The following is a 17,570-nucleotide window of genomic DNA, read 5'->3' as shown; positions in this document are numbered from 1 at the left end:
TCGGCCCTCGGACATCGCGATGGACCGGGTCGTAAAACCGGATTGCCGGGTTGCGCCCCGCCGGGGCTTTCACTAGGTTGGCGCGGACTGGACATGAGCGATCGCAATTTCAAGGTCTATATCGACGGCAAATTCTATCCGGGGCCCCGGGCGAAGATTTCGGTTTACGATCACGGATTGCTCTACGGAGACGGGGTGTTCGAGGGGATCCGGGTGTACAATGGCCGGGTGTTTGCGCTCAGGGAGCACGTGGACCGGTTGTTCGCGTCGGCCAAGGCCATCCTGCTGAAGGTCCCGCTGACCCCCACGGAGATGGTGGAGGCGGTGGTCAAAACCTGCCGCGTCAACCGCATGCGCGAAGGGTACATCCGGTTGATTGTCACCCGGGGCGCCGGGACGTTGGGATTGAACCCGAACAACTGCGAGCGGGGCTCGGTGATCATCATCCCGGGGCCGATTCAGCTGTATCCCCGGGAAACGTACGAAAACGGGTTGGCGATCATCACCGTGCCCACGACGCGCAACCTGCACAATGCCATCAACCCGGCCATCAAGTCGCTGAACTACCTCAACAACATTCTGGCCAAGATCGAGGCCCTCAATGCCGGGTGCGACGAGGCGGTGATGTTAAATGCGGAGGGCTATGTGGCCGAATGCACCGGGGACAATCTGTTCATTGTCCGGGAGGGCGAGCTGCAGACGCCGCCCTTGTCGGCCGGCGCGCTGCGGGGCATCACGCGCCGGGTGGTGATGGATCTGGCACGGCAGCAGGGTTGGCGCGTGACCGAACCGCACCTGACGCGGTACGACCTGTACACGGCCGACGAATGCTTCCTGACGGGCACGGCGGCGGAGATCGTGCCGGTGTCCCGGATCGACGGCCGCACCATCGGAAGCGGTCGCCCCGGGCCGGTCACCTTGAAACTCATGGAGTTATACCGGAATTTAACCCGGGAGACGGGCGAACCGATCTTTCCCGCACGGGTATGAAATGCTGTGTTTGCAAGGAACGCGAGGCCACGGTGCATCTGACCCAGATTGTGGGTGACAAGATGCAGAAGCTGGATCTTTGCGAGGAATGTGCCCGCAGCAAGGGGGTCAACGACCCTACCGGCTTTTCGCTGGCGGACCTGTTGCTCGGCCTGGGGTCCTCCCAGGAAGAGGAGCCGGCCACCAAGTCGGGCGAGCTCCGGTGTCCCCATTGCGGCTTCACCCAGACGGATTTCAAGAAGCTGGGGCGGTTCGGTTGCCCCGAATGCTATCAGACCTTCGCCGACGGCCTGGAAAACCTGCTCAAAACGATGCACAAAGGCACGCGGCACGTGGGCAAGGTGCCCGCCGCGTTTGCCGGACTGCACACGATGAAGGAACGCCTGGAGCGCCTGCAACAGGAGCTGGCCCGAGCCGTCCAGGAGGAGAACTTCGAACGAGCCGCCGTCTTGCGCGACGAGATCAAGCAGTTGCAGGCGCGCCTGACGGCGCCCGGGGGGCGTTGAGCCATGGAGTTGAAGGAGTTTCTTGCCCCCGCCTCCGAAGTGGCCCGCCGCACCGGGCCGCAGGACCGCATTGTGTTCTCCAGCCGGGTGCGTCTGGCGCGGAACCTGCGGGGATTCGCGTTTCCGGGATGGGCCAAAAAGCCGGATCGCCTGCAGGTGTACGAGCGGGTGGCCGCGGCCGTGACGGGATTGCCCGCTCTGCAGGGATGTTTTTGCGAGGCGCTGGACCGTCTCTCCACCCTGGACAAGCAGTTGCTGGTGGAGCGGCACCTGATCAGTCGGGAACATGCGGCCAAGAGCGCCGGCAGCGGCGTGGTCTTGAATCGCGAGGAGACCTTCTGCCTGATGATCAACGAAGAAGATCATCTGCGGATGCAATCCCTGCGGCCGGGGCTGCAACTGCGCGAGGCGTGGGCGGAGCTGGACGCGCTCGACACGGAGCTGGAATCGCGCCTGGAATATGCCTTCAGCCCGCAGTGGGGGTATCTGACGGCCTGTCCGACCAACGTGGGCACCGGCATCCGGTTCAGTGCGATGTTGCATCTGCCCGGCCTGGTGTTGTCGGAGCAGATCAACGGCGTGATCCAATCGGTGAACAAGCTCGGCCTGGCGGTGCGGGGTCTCTATGGCGAGGGCACCGAGGCCCTGGGGAACGTGTTCCAGGTGTCCAACCAGATGACACTGGGCGAGTCGGAGCAGACGATTCTCGAAAAGATCGACAAGGTACTGCGGCAAATCATCGAGCTGGAAGAGAACGCGCGCGCCACCCTGATCGAGAAGAACCCCAAGATGGTGTACAACCACATCGGGCGCGCCTACGGCATTCTGGCCAATGCCCACATCATCGCCTCCAAGGAGGCGATGAACATGTTGTCCCTGATGCGGCTGGGAGTGGACCTGGGCATGTTCCCCGGAGTGGACCGCTCGTTGACGGATGAATTGTTCCTGCTGATCCAGCCGGCGCACCTCCAGTTGCTGCATCAGGAGAAGCTGCAGGCGGAGGAGCGCGACATTCTGCGGGCTGACCTGATTCGAAACCGATTGAAGACGGTGAGCCGGCCCGGACCGCCCCTGCCCGCCGCAGGGTCCGGTGGGTGAGACGGGGCCGGCCCCGGTGATTCACGGTGCGGCGGCCCAGAACGGGGCGGGCTCAGAGGCGCCGGGGGACGCATCGGCAGCGGGACGCAACATCATCTCGGCTGCCGCGTCCGCGAAGCGCAGACCGGTGGGTGTGAGTCGGAAGCGGTCGGGCTCACGCACACCCCAGCCGCGGCGTTCCAGTTCCTCCAGTTCGGCCGCCCATTCCTCGCGGAGATCGTACCCGGTGCGGCTTCGGAACTCTGCGTAGGGCCAGCCGGCCACCACGCGCAGGCCGAAGGCGGCGGTCTCACCGGCCCGGGCCAGCGGGGGCAGGGCTTCGCGCCAGGCCAGGGCCCGACCACCCTGTTCCAGGGCTTCGCACCACGCCGGGGTGTGCGCGAGGTTGCGCGTGCGCACGCCGCGCACGTAAGAGACGGCACTGGGGCCGAGGCCGTAGAAATCGCCGCCGCGCCAGTAATTGATGTTGTGCCGGCAGGCGTAAGCGGGGAATTCGGTGCTCAACGGGCCTGCGCAGCCCGCGGAGCCCCGATGGTTGCGGGCGAAGTTGGCCACCTCGTACTGGTGGAACCCGGCATCGGCGGTGCGCTCGAGGAGCCGATCGTACTGCGCGCAAATGAGGTCCTCGTCGACTGCGAACGCCCCGGCCTGCAGTTGTGCAAAGAGCGGCGTGTCCTCCTCGTAGATGACCTCGTAACAGGAGAGGTGTTCGCTCTGGAGGGCCAGGGCTTCCCGGAGGGTACCTTTCCAACTGGACATGGTTTGGCCGGGAATCCCGAACATCAGATCCAGATTGACGTTGTCGAATCCGGCGCGGCGGAGGAGGTCGTAGGACCGGAACACTTGTTCGGGTGTGTGAATTCGGCCGAGTCGGTCCAGGAGCGCAGGATCGAGCGTTTGCACCCCCAGGGAGATCCGGTTGACGCCGTGGGCGCGGAGGAGTCGGGCCTTGTCCGCGGAGAGCGTGGCGGGGTTGGCCTCCACGGTGAACTCGGCGGCGCCCAGCAGGTTGAGTCGCTCCATGGCCCGGAAGATCTGCTCCCAATGGCGGAGGGTGAGCAGCGTGGGGGTGCCGCCGCCGAAGAAGATGGTTTGCGGGCGCAGGTCGGGTGCAACGCGTTCCAGCTCCCGAAGGAGAGCCCGCACGTATCGGTCCATGAGGCTGGCGTCTGCAGCTTCCGAGTAAAAGGCGCAGTAGCTGCATTTCCGTGCGCAAAACGGCACGTGAATGTAGAGACTGGCGACCGGTCCGGTCATCGCAGGAAAAGGGAGCACAGGGCGACCTCGGGCTCAAGAGGTGGCGGGGCTCGCTGGTGCGGCCGAGGGGGTCGGGGCGGAGGTGGGCGGGGCGGGCGCGGGCGCGGTGGCCTGCTCGATTTGATGGCGCAGGACGAACATGAGGGCTTTGAGACTCAGCTCCACGAACAGGAACGGCTTGGCGATGAAGTCATTGCCGCCGCTCATGGTGGAGCTGGTGCGGGCCTGGAAATCGGTGAGGCTGGTGACGAAGACGACGGGGGTGCGTGCGTGCGCCGGCAGCGTGCGCAATCGACTGCAGAGACTGAAGCCGTCCATGCCGGGCAGGTCCACATCCAGCACGATCAGATCGAACCGATTATCCGTCAGGAGACGCAGGGCGGTTTCGGCGTCCTCCACGGCCACGGCGCGGATCCGGGCCTTGTCGAGCGAGTGGGTCACGGCACGCCGGGCCAGCGGCTCATCGTCCACGACCAGGGCGGTGCCCTGCGGGAGGGACTGGAGTTCCGGCAGGTGAACACGCTGGCCGAGCCAGTGGAAAAAGTCCACGGCGCCGGCCACGGTGCGAAGGGTCGACGGGGTCCAGGCTTCGGGCTTTTCGACCAGTTCGCGCAGAAGGGCTTCGAACAGGTCGGCCACGCGGGCCAACAGGTTCACGCCGGCCAGCCCGGCGCTCCCGGCGAAGGCGCGCACGCGGTGTTGGAATTGCTGGAGCTGTTCCAGGCGCTCGGCCGGGGAGCCGGCGCGATTGAGGCTTTGGAGGTGCGCGCGAAAGGCGGCCAGGGTCTGGGGCAGCGAGAGCAGGAAGTCGCGGCGCAACTCGGCCTGGAAGGAGGTGTCGGCATCCAGCGGGCCGGGCTCGGTGGCCGGACTGGCAGAGCCGACTGCGGCCCTGGCGGGGCTTGCCTCTGGGACCGGCCGCAGCAGGTTGCGAATGGTGTCGACCACCACCTTGGGGGTGGTGTTGGCCTTGGCGAGGCATTTGGTGGCGCCGGCTTTCCAGGCTTCCTGGACCAGGGAAGTGAGGTAGGTACCGCTGAGGACAATGATGGGAACGGTTTGAAAGTCGGGCTCGGCCCGCAGTGCGCGCAGCACCTCCAGCCCGGTCAATTTGGGAAGGAGCAGATCCAGCAGGATGACGTTCGGCCGCCACTCGCGGGCGCGCTGAAGACCGGTTTCGCCGTCGGAGGCCACTTCGACCTGGAACCCCTCCAGGGAGAGTTTGTTCCGGTAAATGCCGGCCACGACGGGATCGTTCTCGATGAAGAGGACCTTGTTCATGCCTGGGCCGCAGGTGGGGGGGAGCCGCCCGGCTCGAGCCAGGGCTGCACTTGCGACTGGATTTGCTGGAACTCGTGTTCGGCCTGGGCGAGCAGTTGGGGCAATTCCGAAAGATCTCCCGCCTCTGCGCGCGCTTCCATCCGCCGGAGGAGCGGGGTGATCCGGCGCATGCCGCAGGTGGCGCTGGCGCCGGCGCAACTGTGGGCGACGCGACGCACCTCGGCGGCGTTGCCGGCAGACACGGCCGCACGGAGCTGGTTGAGCTGTTGGGTGGTCTGTTGGAGGTAAAGACTCACCAGTTCGCGCAGGTTGTCCATGTCCCCTTCGGCGAATTCCAGCAGCCGTTTCATGTCCACGGCCGGTTCTTCGGACGGAGTGGGACCGGGATTGGATTGGGCCGGGGCCGCCGCGGCGGGGGCGGCGGCGGCCTGAAACACGGGACCCCAGCGTTCCACGACCTGGCGGACATCCTCGGGACGGATGGGTTTGGCGAGGTAATCGTCCATGCCGGCAGCCAGGCAACGGTCCCGGTCGCTTTGCATGGCGCTGGCGGTCATGGCCACGATGACGATGCGTCGATTGAAATGCGGCGGGGGTTGCGGGGCGTTTTGTCGTTCGCGAATGGCCTGCGTGGCGGCCAGGCCGTCCATTTCCGGCATCTGCAGATCCATGAAGACCAGGTCGTAGGGCTCGCGCTCCAGGGCCGCCAGCGCTTCCAAACCATTCTGGGCCACGTCGGCTTTGTAGCCGAGCTGCTGCAGCAGTCGCAGGGCAACCTTTTGGTTGATGAGATTGTCTTCGCAGAGCAGTACGCGCATGGGGAGCCTCTGAGCGGTGGTGGGGTCGAGTTTTCCCGGACGCGCCGCCGGAGCAGGGGCCGGGCTTGGGGTGGCGCCGAGGAGGCGGCCGAGGGTTTCCTGAAGGGCGACGGGTTTGGTGGGCTTCATCAGGCAGGCAGCAAACCTTGCGCTGGCGATTTCGGGCGCGTCCACCCGCACGCCCATGGCGCTGAGCAAGACCAGGGGGAGTCGCTCGCCGGCGGGCAGTTTGCGGATTTGATGGGCCAGGGTCAGGCCGTCCATTTCCGGCATGCGCAGGTCGAGGATGCCGACGTCAAAACGCTCTCCCTGGCGGAGCCAATCAAGAGCTTCCAAAGGACTGCCGGTGGCGCGGGGCTGCATCCCCCAACGGGCGGTCGCGCGGAGCAATTGTTCCCGACAAGTGGCGTTGTCATCCACGATGAGCACGCGTCGGCCCGTCAAATTCGGAGTGGCAGGGCGCGGGCTCACGGCCGTCGAGGCCGGGCGCAGGGGAAGGGTGAAATGGAACGTGGAGCCTTTTTGCACCGCGCTTTCGACCCAGATTCGGCCCCCCATGGCTTCAACGAGGCTTCGGCTGATGGCCAGGCCGAGGCCGGTGCCCCCGTACTGACGCGCGGTGGAGGCGTCGACCTGGCTGAAGGACTTGAACAGACGGGGCAGGCGCTCCGGGGGGATGCCGATCCCGGTGTCCCGCACGGAAAAATGCAGCCAAAGGGGCGCATCGGCGCGCGGAGGTTCGTGCGGGTCGGACAACAGCCGCACCGTCAACACCACTTCCCCCACATGAGTGAACTTGACGGCGTTGCTGAGAAGATTGACCAGGACCTGACGGATGCGGTTGATGTCCCCGATGAACATCTCCGGCATCCCGTCGTCCATCAGGTAGGTCAGTTCGAGTTTTTTCTCGGCCGCCTTGGCGGCCAGGACATCCAGGGCTTCCTCGACGCACTGGCGGAGGTTGAACGGCAACTGTTCGAGCTCGAGTTTGCCGGCCTCGATTTTGGAGAAATCGAGGATCTGGTTGATCAGGCTCAGGAGGGCCTCGCCGCTGGAGTGGATGGTTTCGACGTAGGTTCGCTGTTCGGGTGTCAACGGGGTCTCTCGCAGCAGGCCGCACATGGCGATGACGCCGTTCATGGGCGTGCGGATTTCGTGGCTCATGTTGGCCAGGAATTCCGCCTTGGCGCGGGCGGACTGTTCGGCGGCCTCCCGGGCGGCGGCCAGCTCTCGATTTGCGCGGGTGAGCTCGTCCTGGAGGCGTTTGGTACGCAGAACGGCGCGGATGCGCGCACGCAGTTCGGTGGCTTCGAAAGGCTTGGTGACATAGTCGGCCGCACCGGCCTCGAAACCACGGAGTTTGTCCTGCGGGTTGTTCCAAGCGGTGACGACGACCACCGGGATGGATTGGGTCTGCGGTGCGGCTTTGAGTTGGTGCAGCAGGGCCAGCCCGTCCATGTCCGGCAGACCCAGGTCCAGCAGGATCAGGTCCGGCTCCCGTTCACGAATCCGCTGCAACGCCCCCGCGGCTGTGGCTGCGCAGTCCAGGTCCAATCCATCGTGTGCCAGCAGGCTGGCCAGGATCTCGGGCAGCTCGGGGTCGTCCTCGACCAGCAGGACGCGGGCGGGACGATCCTCCGGCTTTCCGCCTGCCAGCCCGGCGGTCACACTCGTTTGGCCGGTCGCATTCATGATGCATCGAGCGTTGTCCGGTATTGAACAACAAGGCGCCGCCCTCGCCAACGGGATTCTTCGGCCGCAGAAGCGGAAGTCTGAAGAGGGAAAGGCCAAAGAAAAACGTAAAGCCACCCCACCCTGATTCCAGGAGTCGAACAGGGCGGCCGAAAGGTCGCGGTTCGGCCCGGATCAATCCGCGCCCGACCTTTCCCGGAAGCCCGGGCTTTCGAGGCGTACTCAGCCGGTGACGTGTCCCCGACGGCGATGCGCCAGCCAGATCACGGCCCCCAGCCCCAGCAGCGCCAGAACAGCCGGCTCAGGGATCACTGCGATGCGAACCTTGCCGAAGTTGTCCACCGTGGCGGGATCGGCGTTCGGACCCGTGAGCATGAACCCGAACTGGGTGACATTGCCGGGGGCAATGGTCCGGTTGACGGAGAAAGGCTGTCCGGAGCTGAGCGCAGCGGTGGTCATGCCCACCCAACCGTAACTGGAAGTGAACTCCTTGATGAAGGCCACTGCGGTGTAGGGCCCCACCAGCGAGTTCTCCAGGGTCGTCCCGGAGAAACTCACCGCCTGCCCACCCCACGCCGTGCCCATGTCCACGTACAAATTGGCCTCCATCCATTTGTTGGGCTGACCGTTGACCACCCAGTACGGATCGGACGGGTTCCAAGTGTTCACGTTGGGTCCGAGCCGGACCTCCGTGGCGGACCAGACCGCGGGCAGGTCGTTGACCGCCCAGCCACTGCCCCAAAGGTAGTTGCCCTGACTGTTTCCTCCGGAAAGCTCGTAAACGTTCATCCAGCCGCTCCAGCTCAGCGACGGATCCACCACTGCATTCTGGGCGCTGGCCAGGGGGGTCAGGGAACCGAATGCGCCGAAGAGAAGGCCCGAGGCAAGCAGCGTTCGCAACGTTTTCATGGCCATGGATCTCCGAGTGTTTCGTGATTGGTTGTCAGGACACGCCCATTCAACGCGCCCCGATGGCTCTCGTCAACGGTTTTTCAGCGATGTCCGTCCACCGGCAGCGCATTTCAGGTTGTGGACCCCCCTGAAGAATCGGCGGCAGTTCGGGCTCCCCGGCCCGCGAAGGCCAGGAAAAACGGCACTTCCCCGAGATCCTTACATTCAGGCTCAAACATGAAATGCGTCCGGGGCCCGGGGAGGCAACTTGCCGGGATCGTGTCGGAGGCTCCAAACCCCGCGGCGGGACAGCGGGGAGCGGGTTCCGCCAAGCCAGCACCCGGCACAGGGTATCTCGCCCGGGAAACGGTCGGGGAGTGTCTCGATTCGAGCCTTTTTGAACCATTTCCGCAGGGGCGGTTCAGAATTTGTTTGTTCTCTTACGGAACGCGCCTAGTATCGGGTCGGCGTTGCAACCCACACTTCCGGCGTCCTGGTCCGGATGACCCTTCCATGACGGGAGAGTCCTCGAACGCTTGCACCCTTGGTGGGTGAATGGACTGCCGTCGGAAGCCCGGAAGCACATTGTGGGGAGCCGCGCAGCGGATGGAAACCGTATGTCCAATGCTGGAAGCGAGGGAAGCGGTGTGGCAGTGACCGGGCTCGGGCTGACCGAGGTGTTTCGGGACAGCCTGCCCTGCGGTCTGTTGGTGGTGGACGCGGCTGACCGGGTTTGTTGGGTGAACACCGCCGCGACACGGCTCCTGGGTGGGCAACCTGCGGACTGGGTCGGGCAGCCGATGGAGTCGCTGCCCGCGCCGCTGGTGGCTCTCCTGCGTGAACCCATGCCTGAAGGCACCGAAGAGTCGGGGCGGGACCTGGAGTGGGAGGATCCGCGGTGGGGCCGCATGATTTGCCGGGCCACCGTGGCCGGCCTCAGCACCCCGGGAGGCGAACGGCTGCGGTGGCTGACGCTGCAGGATCTGCGGCCGTTGGAACGGGTGGAACGCGAGCTGGTGCGATTGGATCGACTGGCCAACATCGGCACCCTGGCCGCCAGTGTGGCGCACGAAATCAAGAACGCGTTGGTGGCCATCAAGACCTTCGTGGAGCTGGCGCACTCCGGCGAAAAGCCCGCTGAATTGGGCGAGGTGGCTCTGCGCGAGCTTAAGCGCGTCGAGTCCATTATCCTCCAGATGTTGCGATTCACGGGGGCCCCCCGGCAGCAGGCGGGACGCGTGCGACTGCGGGACATTTTGGAGCATTCGTTGCGACTGGTTCAGGAGCCGCTCAAACTCAAGGCCATCCGCCTCGAACGGCGCTATGGAACGGAGCAGGACTGGATCCTGGGCAACGAATACCAGTTGGAGCAGGCGTTCGTAAACCTGTTGATCAATGCCGTCGAATCCATGACCACCGGTGGGACCCTGACCCTCGAAATTGCGCCGGCCGGGCCTTCGGACCCAACGCCGGCCCTGCGAGAGGGGCCGGCAACCGGCCCGTTGCTGCGCGTCACCGTGGCCGACACGGGCTCCGGCATTGCCCCGGAAAACCTGCCGCATGTGTTCGAGCCGTTCTTCACGACGAAGCGAGAGGGGACCGGCCTGGGACTGGCCATCACGAGGCGCATTTTCGAAGAGCACCAGGCGGCCGTGAGCGTGGAAAGCCGGCTGCACCACGGCACGGCTTTTCATGTGTTGTTCCCCCCGGCCCCCTCTGCCTGAACCGGCCATGGACGCGGTGCCGGAGCCTGCGGAAGCGACCGCCGGACGCGTACGTCTGGCGCTGGCCAGCGACATCCACTATGCCGGTCCCCGGGAGCAGGCCCGGGGCGAGGACGCCGACCTGCTGCAGATTCCGAATCCCATCCAGCGCGCCGCGCTGCGCTGTTGGCGGCACCGATTCTGGATGCGCCATCCCCTGGGAAACAACGCGCTGTTGGATCGATTCCTGGAGCAGGCCGTGCAGGCCGAATGTACCCACGCCATCGTCAACGGGGACTACGCCGCCGACACCGCCAGTCTGGGACTGAGCGACGAAGGCACCTGGGAAAGCGCCTGTCTCTGTGTGCACCGGTTGCGGAAGGTTTTCGGCGACCGGTTGCGGTTGGTGATTGGCGACCACGAGCTGGGCAAGCTCAGTTTCTTCGGGCATTACGGCGGATTGCGACTGGTCAGTTGGGAACGGGCCACGAAAGGCCTGGGGCTGGCGCCGGTGTGGGCCTGGGATCTGGGCGTGTACCGACTGATCGCGGTGACCTCCACGTTGGTGGCACTGCCGATGTTCCGCCGCGATATGTTGCCGGAAGAGCGCCCCCTCTGGGAACATTTGCGGCGGGTACACCTCGAGGAACTTGCGGCTGCTTTGCAGCCGCTGGCCCCGCACCGGCGCTGGATCCTGTTTTGTCACGATCCGACGGCCCTGCCGTTTCTGGCAGAGCTTCCCGCGGTCCGACAGCACCTGGATCAGGTGGCCCTCACGGTCATCGGCCATCTGCACTCGCCGCTGATCTTGTGGAAGAGCTGGTTGCTCGCAGGAATGCCACGGGTGCGCCGGCTGGGCGTGAGTGTGGAGCGCATGAGCGGGGCGTTGCGACAGGCCGCGGTTTGGAAACAATTCCGCGTACGACTGTGTCCGTCCTTGGCAGGAATTCAGCTTGAGCGCGGTGGCGGGTGGGTGGAGTTGGAACTGAGCCCGGCAGGGGACAGACCGTTCGGTTGGCGGGTCCACAAACTGCGGCGTGAGTCTGCGCGGGTCCACCGGTGAACCCAACCCGAGCACGGGATCCTGACTCATCGATCCGCACGCGGGGTCACGCAAGCAGGACAAGCGACCAACGGGGGCAAGGGGCGCGTCTCCATTTTTAGCGCTGGACTCAAGAATCCCATCGAAACTCTGTTTCCTCGCGGATTTCGCCTGCGGGGCAGGCCCGAAACTGCGGGGAGCCTTCAGGGGCGCTCGAAACCGGAGACGTGTCGGACGATGGATCTGAGGCGCCAGGCAACCTGCCTGAGGCAACGCTGCAAGCGACGATCTCCCGGAGCAACGCCATGTGGACTCGTTTCCACCAGACAGAACACAGGTCGGGGGCTTTGCGTCTCTGGCCAGCAGTGTGTCCGCCCCAACAGGGCGGCATTCGTCAGTCCAGGGCAACGCCCTGGGCAACCGGGTCGCCAAGATATAGGCCGCCCTGAAGGGGCGGCCTTCGGCGTGGCAGGTCCGGCCCTCGCGAGGGGCGTCCTCGGGTTGCGCCCTTTCAGGGCGCGGCCCGTTTTTGGGCTGCGCGTTGCCCGGGGCGTTGCCCCGGGCTAGCGAATCGATGCGCCTTCGGCGCGGGGATTGCCCTGTGGGGTCCGTGGACAGCGGAGCAGCGCACTTCGGTTTTTGAGCCCTGAATTCAAGAACCCCACGGAAGTCCCGTTTTTCCCCTGGCCTTCCCGTGCCGAAGACGCCCAAGAGTCTGTCGAGCTCTTCACGAATCTCCAAGATCTGGCAGCGGGCGCAGCGCAAGGGGGCCTCCCACGTCTCACGGCGGCACCGTGCGACGTTGCCATTCCCCGCCGCTCTTGATCCGCCAGCGATCCGCGTAGAGGCCGATGCGCTCGAACGGGATGTGTGCGAGTCCGAGCCGCCCGGCTGCCGCCGGGTCCCAGCGCAAGCGCCCGTCGGGACCCGACGCCAGAGCGGTCTCTTGCGGGTATTCGCGGTTGGCCTCGGCCTGCGTGGAGCGCGGCGCATGAAGCAACAGGGTGGGCGTGCGCACGGTCACGTTGCTCCGGACCAGATTCCGGTTGGCCTGCTCGAGCAACTGCCCCAGCTCGGGATAGCGCGCCAGGTAAAGCCCGCGATCCAGCCGGGCTGCCGCCCAGGCATTGCTGGCATATTGGCGCCAGCGCAACTCATCCCATGGGCTGAAGCTGACGGCCACCGGAGTGTCCACGAAAAGATTGGCTTCGATGCGATTGTCCCTGCCCCCGTGGATCTGGACGCCTCCGAAGCGGGTGTTGGGAGGGCCACAGCGGTGGAACACGTTGCCGTACACCAGCACGCCGCAAATCGCGTCGTCGAGTCGAATCCCCGCGCGCATGGGCGCGGCCTCGGACGCCGGGAACGGCCCCAGATGATGAAAGTAATTGAAGCGGTAAACATTGCCCCGATAGGTGGGGTCCCCGTACATGTCCACGGCTCCCTGGTCGTCGGATTCGAGCACGACGCGATGGGCTTCGTTGAGTTCCACCAGATGATCATTGCCTTCGACCCGCAGGGCGCTGCTGGCCAGATCATGAAAAAGGTTGTGCCGGATCCGGTGCCCCACGCCGTCCACCCAGATACCGGGTGTGTAGGTGTGGTCGATGCGCGAGAGGTGATGGAAGCGGCAGTTCTCGACCAGGTGACCGCCGGGCTCGAGTCGGGCGCGGTTGCCGCCGGAGAGCAACACACCGGCCCGCCCCAGATGCGAGAAATCGCAGGATACGATCTGGTGCCGGATGCCCCCCTGGATTTCCAGGCCGTTGCCGCCCAGTTTCCGCCAGAGACAGCCTTCAAAGCGGAGATTCTCCCCACCGACGACTCTGACCCCATCCCCTGCCCCGCATTCCCAAACCAGACCTTCGAACCGCACGTGCGTGACCTGTTCGAGACTGACCAGCGGGGTTTGGAGGAGTGAGAGTTCCACCTTGGCCTTGACGGGATCGGTGGGAGGCCAAAACAGAAGCCGGTGACGGCGCCGGTCGAGATACCATTCGCCGGGCTGATCGAGTTCGGCCAGCGCGTGCACGGCGTAGTAGCGTTGGCCCTGCCGGTAGCCGTAGCGGTGCCACGGCTTGGCGAGGACGATTTGGCGGGCGGACAGGTCGATGCGCTCCACCTTCTCGTACGAGTCGGCCCAGTCCCAAAACCAGTAGCCGTACAGCCAGAGTTCCGGCTCCTCGATCCAACGGGCCGGGCGGTCTCCTTCAAACCGGAAGCGGCCCTCGGGCGAGCCCGGGCGGCCGTCCCAGGCCGGCAGCGACAACGGCTCGGGCACGGGCCCGGTGAAGACAAAGCCTTCGTTGGGCCAGCGCGCCATGGGCATGGGCAAGTCGTCCACGAACAACTCGGGGACCGGGTGTGTGCGAAAGCCGCGGCCGCTACCGAAGCCGCCCAGTTCCATGGGCGGCAATGGGAGTACCCCGGCTTCTGCGAGGTCGCATTCGACCACGTGAGCACGTGCGGATTCCGGCAGGCGCTTTCGAATCGACTCGTCTTCGACGGGACGGAAGCGGTGGAGGCGAACTCCCCCATGGAACCGGGGCGGTTCGGGATCCGCCGCCTTGTACACGATGGGCCCGTCCGGCAGTCCGGAGTCTTCCCTGGTCAATTGGAACGTGTGGCGGACAGGGTATTCGCCGGCACGAACGCGGACTTCGACGCCGCCGATGGGGAGGCCGCTGGTTCGTTTCAGCTCGCGAATCGCGTCACGCGCTCGGTCCAGCGTGCGGAACGGGGCCTCGGAGGTCCCCGAGGCATCGTCGCGACCGTCGGGAGCCACGTAGAACACACGAGGCGCCGCTGCCGCAAGGGCCAGGAAACCCCACACTGCAACGCTGCCACACAGGACGAGGGTCAAGGATCTGCACGAAGCGGTCATCGTCGGACGCCACGGAGCCTTCCCCAGCGCGGACATGGGAGCAAGACCGAAATCCAGGTCCCCGAGACCCACGTGAGGACCAGGACGCCGGGAAGGAACTACCAAAGGGTGTTGCCGAGTTGGGGGCTCTCTGCGCGCTGCCGAATGCGCGTGAAATCCCGTGCTGTACCTCGCGACCACCGCGGATCCCGGCCGGGGATGCGTGTGGCCAGGGCCGGGAGCCGGGTCCAGCGGAAGGGCGCCGCATCCGGGCCACGGCAGCCGCCACCGCACGTATTCCGCGGAGGAATGAACCAGGGATGCCCCATGGGCACGAGCCATCCCATCAATCTGGTGGGCTGGGCGCGCCGGTTTTCACGGGGAGGTCATTCCCACAAGCGCCTTGCGCGGGAAGCCTGGCGAAGGCGGACATCTCCCCTCCCGGTTGTCCAAATCGCGGAACGGATCAATCCCAGCCGTAATCCGAGCCGGGTTGGCCGGTCGCGTGACGGTACCACGTCCGCAAAATCAGCAGTGCCTTGAAGGCACGGGACAAACGAGCGGGCGGACCCTCAAACACGTTGAACCGGCGTCGCTCCAGCTTCCGGAGCAATCGCCAGTACACGGCCCCCATGAGTTCGGCAGCAATCAGGGCCTGGCGATCCTCCTCCGGCCGCAGCTCGGAAGCCTGCCGATAGTAGCGGCGGGCCCGACGGGCGACGCGGCGGGCCACTTCGACGAACGCGGGCGAGTAGCGACGCGCCAGAATGTCTTCAACGGTGACCCCACAGGCCCGCATCTCCTCGAGGGGCAGGTAGATGCGGCCCCGCACTGCGTCGGTGGCCACGTCCCGGAGAATGTTGGTCAGCTGCAGGGCGCGGCCCAGGGCGATGGCGTACTCACGCGAGGCCGGATGCCGACATCCGAAGATGGGCAGGCTCAAGAGCCCGACCACGGAAGCCACCCGGTAGCAGTACAGATCGAGCTGCTCCCAGGTCTCGTAGCGGGAGATCTCCAGATCCATGGCCACGCCGTCCAGCAGTTCCTCGAACAGGGTGAGCGGCAGGCGGTACCACTCGATGATCGGCTGCAGTTCGCGGCAGACGGCCAGTTCGGGAGTTTGGCCGTTACAGGCGCGGCGAATGTCCCGGCGCCACAGATCCAGGCGTGCCCGGCGCTCTTCCAGCGGAGCGGTGGGATCATCGGCCACATCGTCCACCTCCCGACAAAAGGCGTACAGGACCGCCATGTCTTCGCGCGTGGTGCGGGGCAACAGGCAGAACGCCAGGGCCAGGTTGGAGGCGCTGCGCCGGGTGATGCGCTGGCTCTGCTGCATGGGCACCGCTCAAGCCGGGGGCGGGGCAGTCGGCGCGCTGGATGGGGGCGGGGCAGGAGGGATTCCGGGAGCAGGTGGCTGTGAAACCGACGCGGCACCGGGGGCGTTGGCGGAGCCCGGAGGAGAAGCGGGACCGGTGCTTGCCGGCGCCGGGCCGGGACCAAAGCCGGCGGCTGGCAGGTTGGGTCCGCTCGGGGGCGCTCCGGCCGGTTGACGGATGGGAGGCAAGCCCCCCGTTTCGGCCAGGGTGGGGTTGCGATGGTGATAACGCCGTTTCCGGCGGCGATGTCGTGGTTTGAGCAGAGACAGGAGGCCCTTGTCCTCCAGGCGGGGCCGGCGATACCGGACCAGGGTGACGGCTTCATCGCCGCCGCGGCGGCGTCGGCGCGAACGTTTCACGAGGGTCAGCCAGACCACGAGCAGGAGGGTCAGGGCCGCGACTGCGGCCAGGATGGGAACGAAATCGCGGAACTGACTGCCCCAGCGGGGCGGGGGTGCGGCGACCGGGGGGACGGGCACCAACGGGGTGGCGGCTTTGAGGAGGGCCGGGAGATTGGAGGTGCTCATGGAGAGGCGGGCGGCTCGGAGGCCGTGGTCGGTTCGGCTTCGGTTTCGGTGGTGATGTGGAGCCGCTGCATGCGGTAGCGAAGGGCATGGCGGCTGAGGCCGAGCCGCTCCGCGGCCCGGCCGATGTTGTACTGGCATTGCTCCAAAATGCCGAGGATCAGCTTGCGCTCGTAATCGGCCAGAATGTCGTCCAGCGACTGGCCCGGGCCGGGCAGCGCAGGACCGGCGGAACCGGCGCCCCCGGCATGCAGACGCGCTTCCAGTTCAAAGTCCGGCAAACTGGAGGATTGGATCTCGTCCGTGGTCTCCAGGATGAGGGCACGTTCAACCACGTTGCGCAGTTCGCGCACATTGCCCGGCCAGTGGTGGGACAGCAGCTTTTGTCGGGCAGCCCGCGAGAACCCGCGGACGTTGCGTCCCAGCGTTTGATTGAACTGGCGCAGAAAATACTCGGCCAGCAGGAGTACGTCGTCGCCCCGTTCCCGCAAGGGCGGCAGGCGAAACTGGACCACATTGAGCCGGTGGAAAAGGTCCTCGCGAAACTGGCCCTCGCGGATGGCGCGGACGATGTCGCGGTTGGTCGCGGCGATGACGCGGACGTTGACGCGGAGCTCCTGCGTGCCGCCGACGCGGGTGAAGGTGCCGTCCTCGAGGAACCGCAGCAGCTTGGCCTGCAACGGCCGGCTCATGTCGGCGATTTCATCGAGGAACAGCGTGCCGCCATCGGCTTCCTCGACGCGGCCGGGTTTCTGTCTCAGGGCGCCGGTGAACGCGCCCTTTTCGTGTCCAAACAGTTCACTTTCGAGCAGGGTGTCGGGAATGGCGGCGCAGTTGATGCGCACGTAGGTGGCATCGCGCCGGCGGCTCAGGCCGTGGAGAGCGCCGGCGACCAGTTCCTTGCCGGTGCCGCTTTCGCCCAGAATGAGCACTCGCGCATCGGTGGCGGCCACGGTTTGGATCATTTGGCGCAGCTCCCGCATCTTGGGACACTCGCCCACGATTTGGGACAGGTCGGTGATCACCCCGACCTGGGAGCGCAGGCGGAGGTTCTCCTGTTTGAGGCGCCAGTGTTCGGCGCAACGGGCGACGGCGTGGAGCAGCTCTTCCGGGGCGAAGGGCTTGGGCAGGTAATCGAAGGCGCCGGCACGGATGGCCTGGACGGCCTGTTTGGGGGTGGCGTAGGCGGTGATCATGAGCACGGGCAGATGCGGCCAGCGCTGGCGGACCCGCTGCAGGAACTCGTATCCGTTCATGCCCCCGAGCCGCACATCCGCGATGACCAGGAAAAACTCCTCCTCGGCCAGCAACGGCAGGGCCTGCTCGGCGGACTCGACATCGCGGACGTCGTAGCCCTCCGGTTCCAGCAGGGCGCGGAGCGAGCGACGCAGGTTCGGCTCGTCATCCACGACCAGCAATGGTGGCAGGGCAGGTTTCATCACAACCCTCGGGCCGTGCACGCAGTCGCCGTGCGCACCGTCGGGAGCCGCCCCTTCGCCCGTTCGGTGCGTGAGCGGGGCGTCCCACCC

12 protein-coding genes are annotated in these 17,570 nt (G+C 66.0%); 5 read left to right on the top strand and 7 right to left on the bottom strand.

Annotated features, from left to right (window positions below; genetic code table 11):
- Positions 1-93: 93 nt before the first annotated feature.
- Genes ilvE through ACPDIT_RS12485 form a run of 3 tightly spaced genes read left to right on the top strand, consistent with a single transcriptional unit; the run spans position 94 to position 2,594 of the window.
- Positions 94-990 (top strand): branched-chain-amino-acid transaminase, encoded by an 897-nt coding sequence (gene ilvE, locus ACPDIT_RS12495; RefSeq protein ID WP_423443981.1) that lies wholly within the window; start codon positions 94-96, stop codon positions 988-990.
- On the top strand, positions 987-1,496 hold the full coding sequence (locus tag ACPDIT_RS12490; protein WP_423443979.1) for a UvrB/UvrC motif-containing protein: 510 nt from the start codon (positions 987-989) through the stop codon (positions 1,494-1,496). Before ilvE ends, ACPDIT_RS12490 begins: the two co-directional genes overlap by 4 nt.
- Before the next feature lie 3 nt (positions 1,497-1,499).
- A complete protein-coding gene (locus tag ACPDIT_RS12485) occupies positions 1,500-2,594 on the top strand; it encodes a protein arginine kinase (RefSeq protein WP_423443978.1) in 1,095 nt (364 codons plus the stop codon).
- Positions 2,595-2,615: 21 nt separating this feature from the next.
- Here ACPDIT_RS12485 and hemW read toward each other — a convergent pair whose 3' ends face one another.
- From hemW to ACPDIT_RS12465, 4 genes are all read right to left on the bottom strand, one after another.
- Entirely contained in the window at positions 2,616-3,851 is a 1,236-nt protein-coding gene (hemW, locus tag ACPDIT_RS12480; protein WP_423443976.1) for a radical SAM family heme chaperone HemW, read from the bottom strand.
- Positions 3,852-3,884: 33 nt separating this feature from the next.
- The gene (locus ACPDIT_RS12475; protein WP_423443974.1) at positions 3,885-5,132 is read right to left on the bottom strand and encodes a response regulator; all 1,248 of its coding nucleotides are present in this window, start codon (positions 5,130-5,132) and stop codon (positions 3,885-3,887) included.
- A complete protein-coding gene (locus tag ACPDIT_RS12470; RefSeq protein ID WP_423443973.1) occupies positions 5,129-7,642 on the bottom strand; it encodes a response regulator in 2,514 nt (837 codons plus the stop codon). Before ACPDIT_RS12470 ends, ACPDIT_RS12475 begins: the two co-directional genes overlap by 4 nt.
- Positions 7,643-7,864: 222 nt before the next feature.
- Positions 7,865-8,551, bottom strand: coding sequence for a PEP-CTERM sorting domain-containing protein (locus tag ACPDIT_RS12465; RefSeq protein ID WP_423443971.1), 687 nt, complete (start codon positions 8,549-8,551; stop codon positions 7,865-7,867).
- Positions 8,552-9,150: 599 nt separating this feature from the next.
- Between ACPDIT_RS12465 and ACPDIT_RS12460 the strand changes: the two genes are divergently transcribed.
- Both ACPDIT_RS12460 and ACPDIT_RS12455 read left to right on the top strand, forming a co-directional pair.
- Positions 9,151-10,257, top strand: coding sequence for a two-component system sensor histidine kinase NtrB (locus ACPDIT_RS12460; protein WP_423443969.1), 1,107 nt, complete (start codon positions 9,151-9,153; stop codon positions 10,255-10,257).
- 7 nt (positions 10,258-10,264) lie between these two features.
- Positions 10,265-11,299, top strand: a complete 1,035-nt coding sequence (locus ACPDIT_RS12455; protein ID WP_423443967.1) for a hypothetical protein — start codon at positions 10,265-10,267, stop codon at positions 11,297-11,299.
- Between the two features lie 760 nt (positions 11,300-12,059).
- On the opposite strand, the gene ACPDIT_RS12450 is transcribed toward ACPDIT_RS12455, so the two are convergent.
- The 3 genes from ACPDIT_RS12450 to ACPDIT_RS12440 form a co-directional block, all read right to left on the bottom strand.
- On the bottom strand, positions 12,060-14,141 hold the full coding sequence (locus tag ACPDIT_RS12450) for a right-handed parallel beta-helix repeat-containing protein (protein WP_423443966.1): 2,082 nt from the start codon (positions 14,139-14,141) through the stop codon (positions 12,060-12,062).
- A gap of 466 nt (positions 14,142-14,607) precedes the next feature.
- The gene (gene hpnD / locus ACPDIT_RS12445; protein ID WP_423443964.1) at positions 14,608-15,477 is read right to left on the bottom strand and encodes a presqualene diphosphate synthase HpnD; all 870 of its coding nucleotides are present in this window, start codon (positions 15,475-15,477) and stop codon (positions 14,608-14,610) included.
- 563 nt (positions 15,478-16,040) lie between these two features.
- Positions 16,041-17,480, bottom strand: coding sequence for a sigma-54-dependent transcriptional regulator (locus ACPDIT_RS12440; protein ID WP_423443962.1), 1,440 nt, complete (start codon positions 17,478-17,480; stop codon positions 16,041-16,043).
- Positions 17,481-17,570: the final 90 nt, after the last annotated feature.

Source organism: Limisphaera sp. VF-2, from assembly GCF_049537125.1.
GTDB lineage: Bacteria > Verrucomicrobiota > Verrucomicrobiia > Limisphaerales > Limisphaeraceae > Limisphaera.
This window is presented reverse-complemented; position numbering and strand designations above follow the sequence as displayed.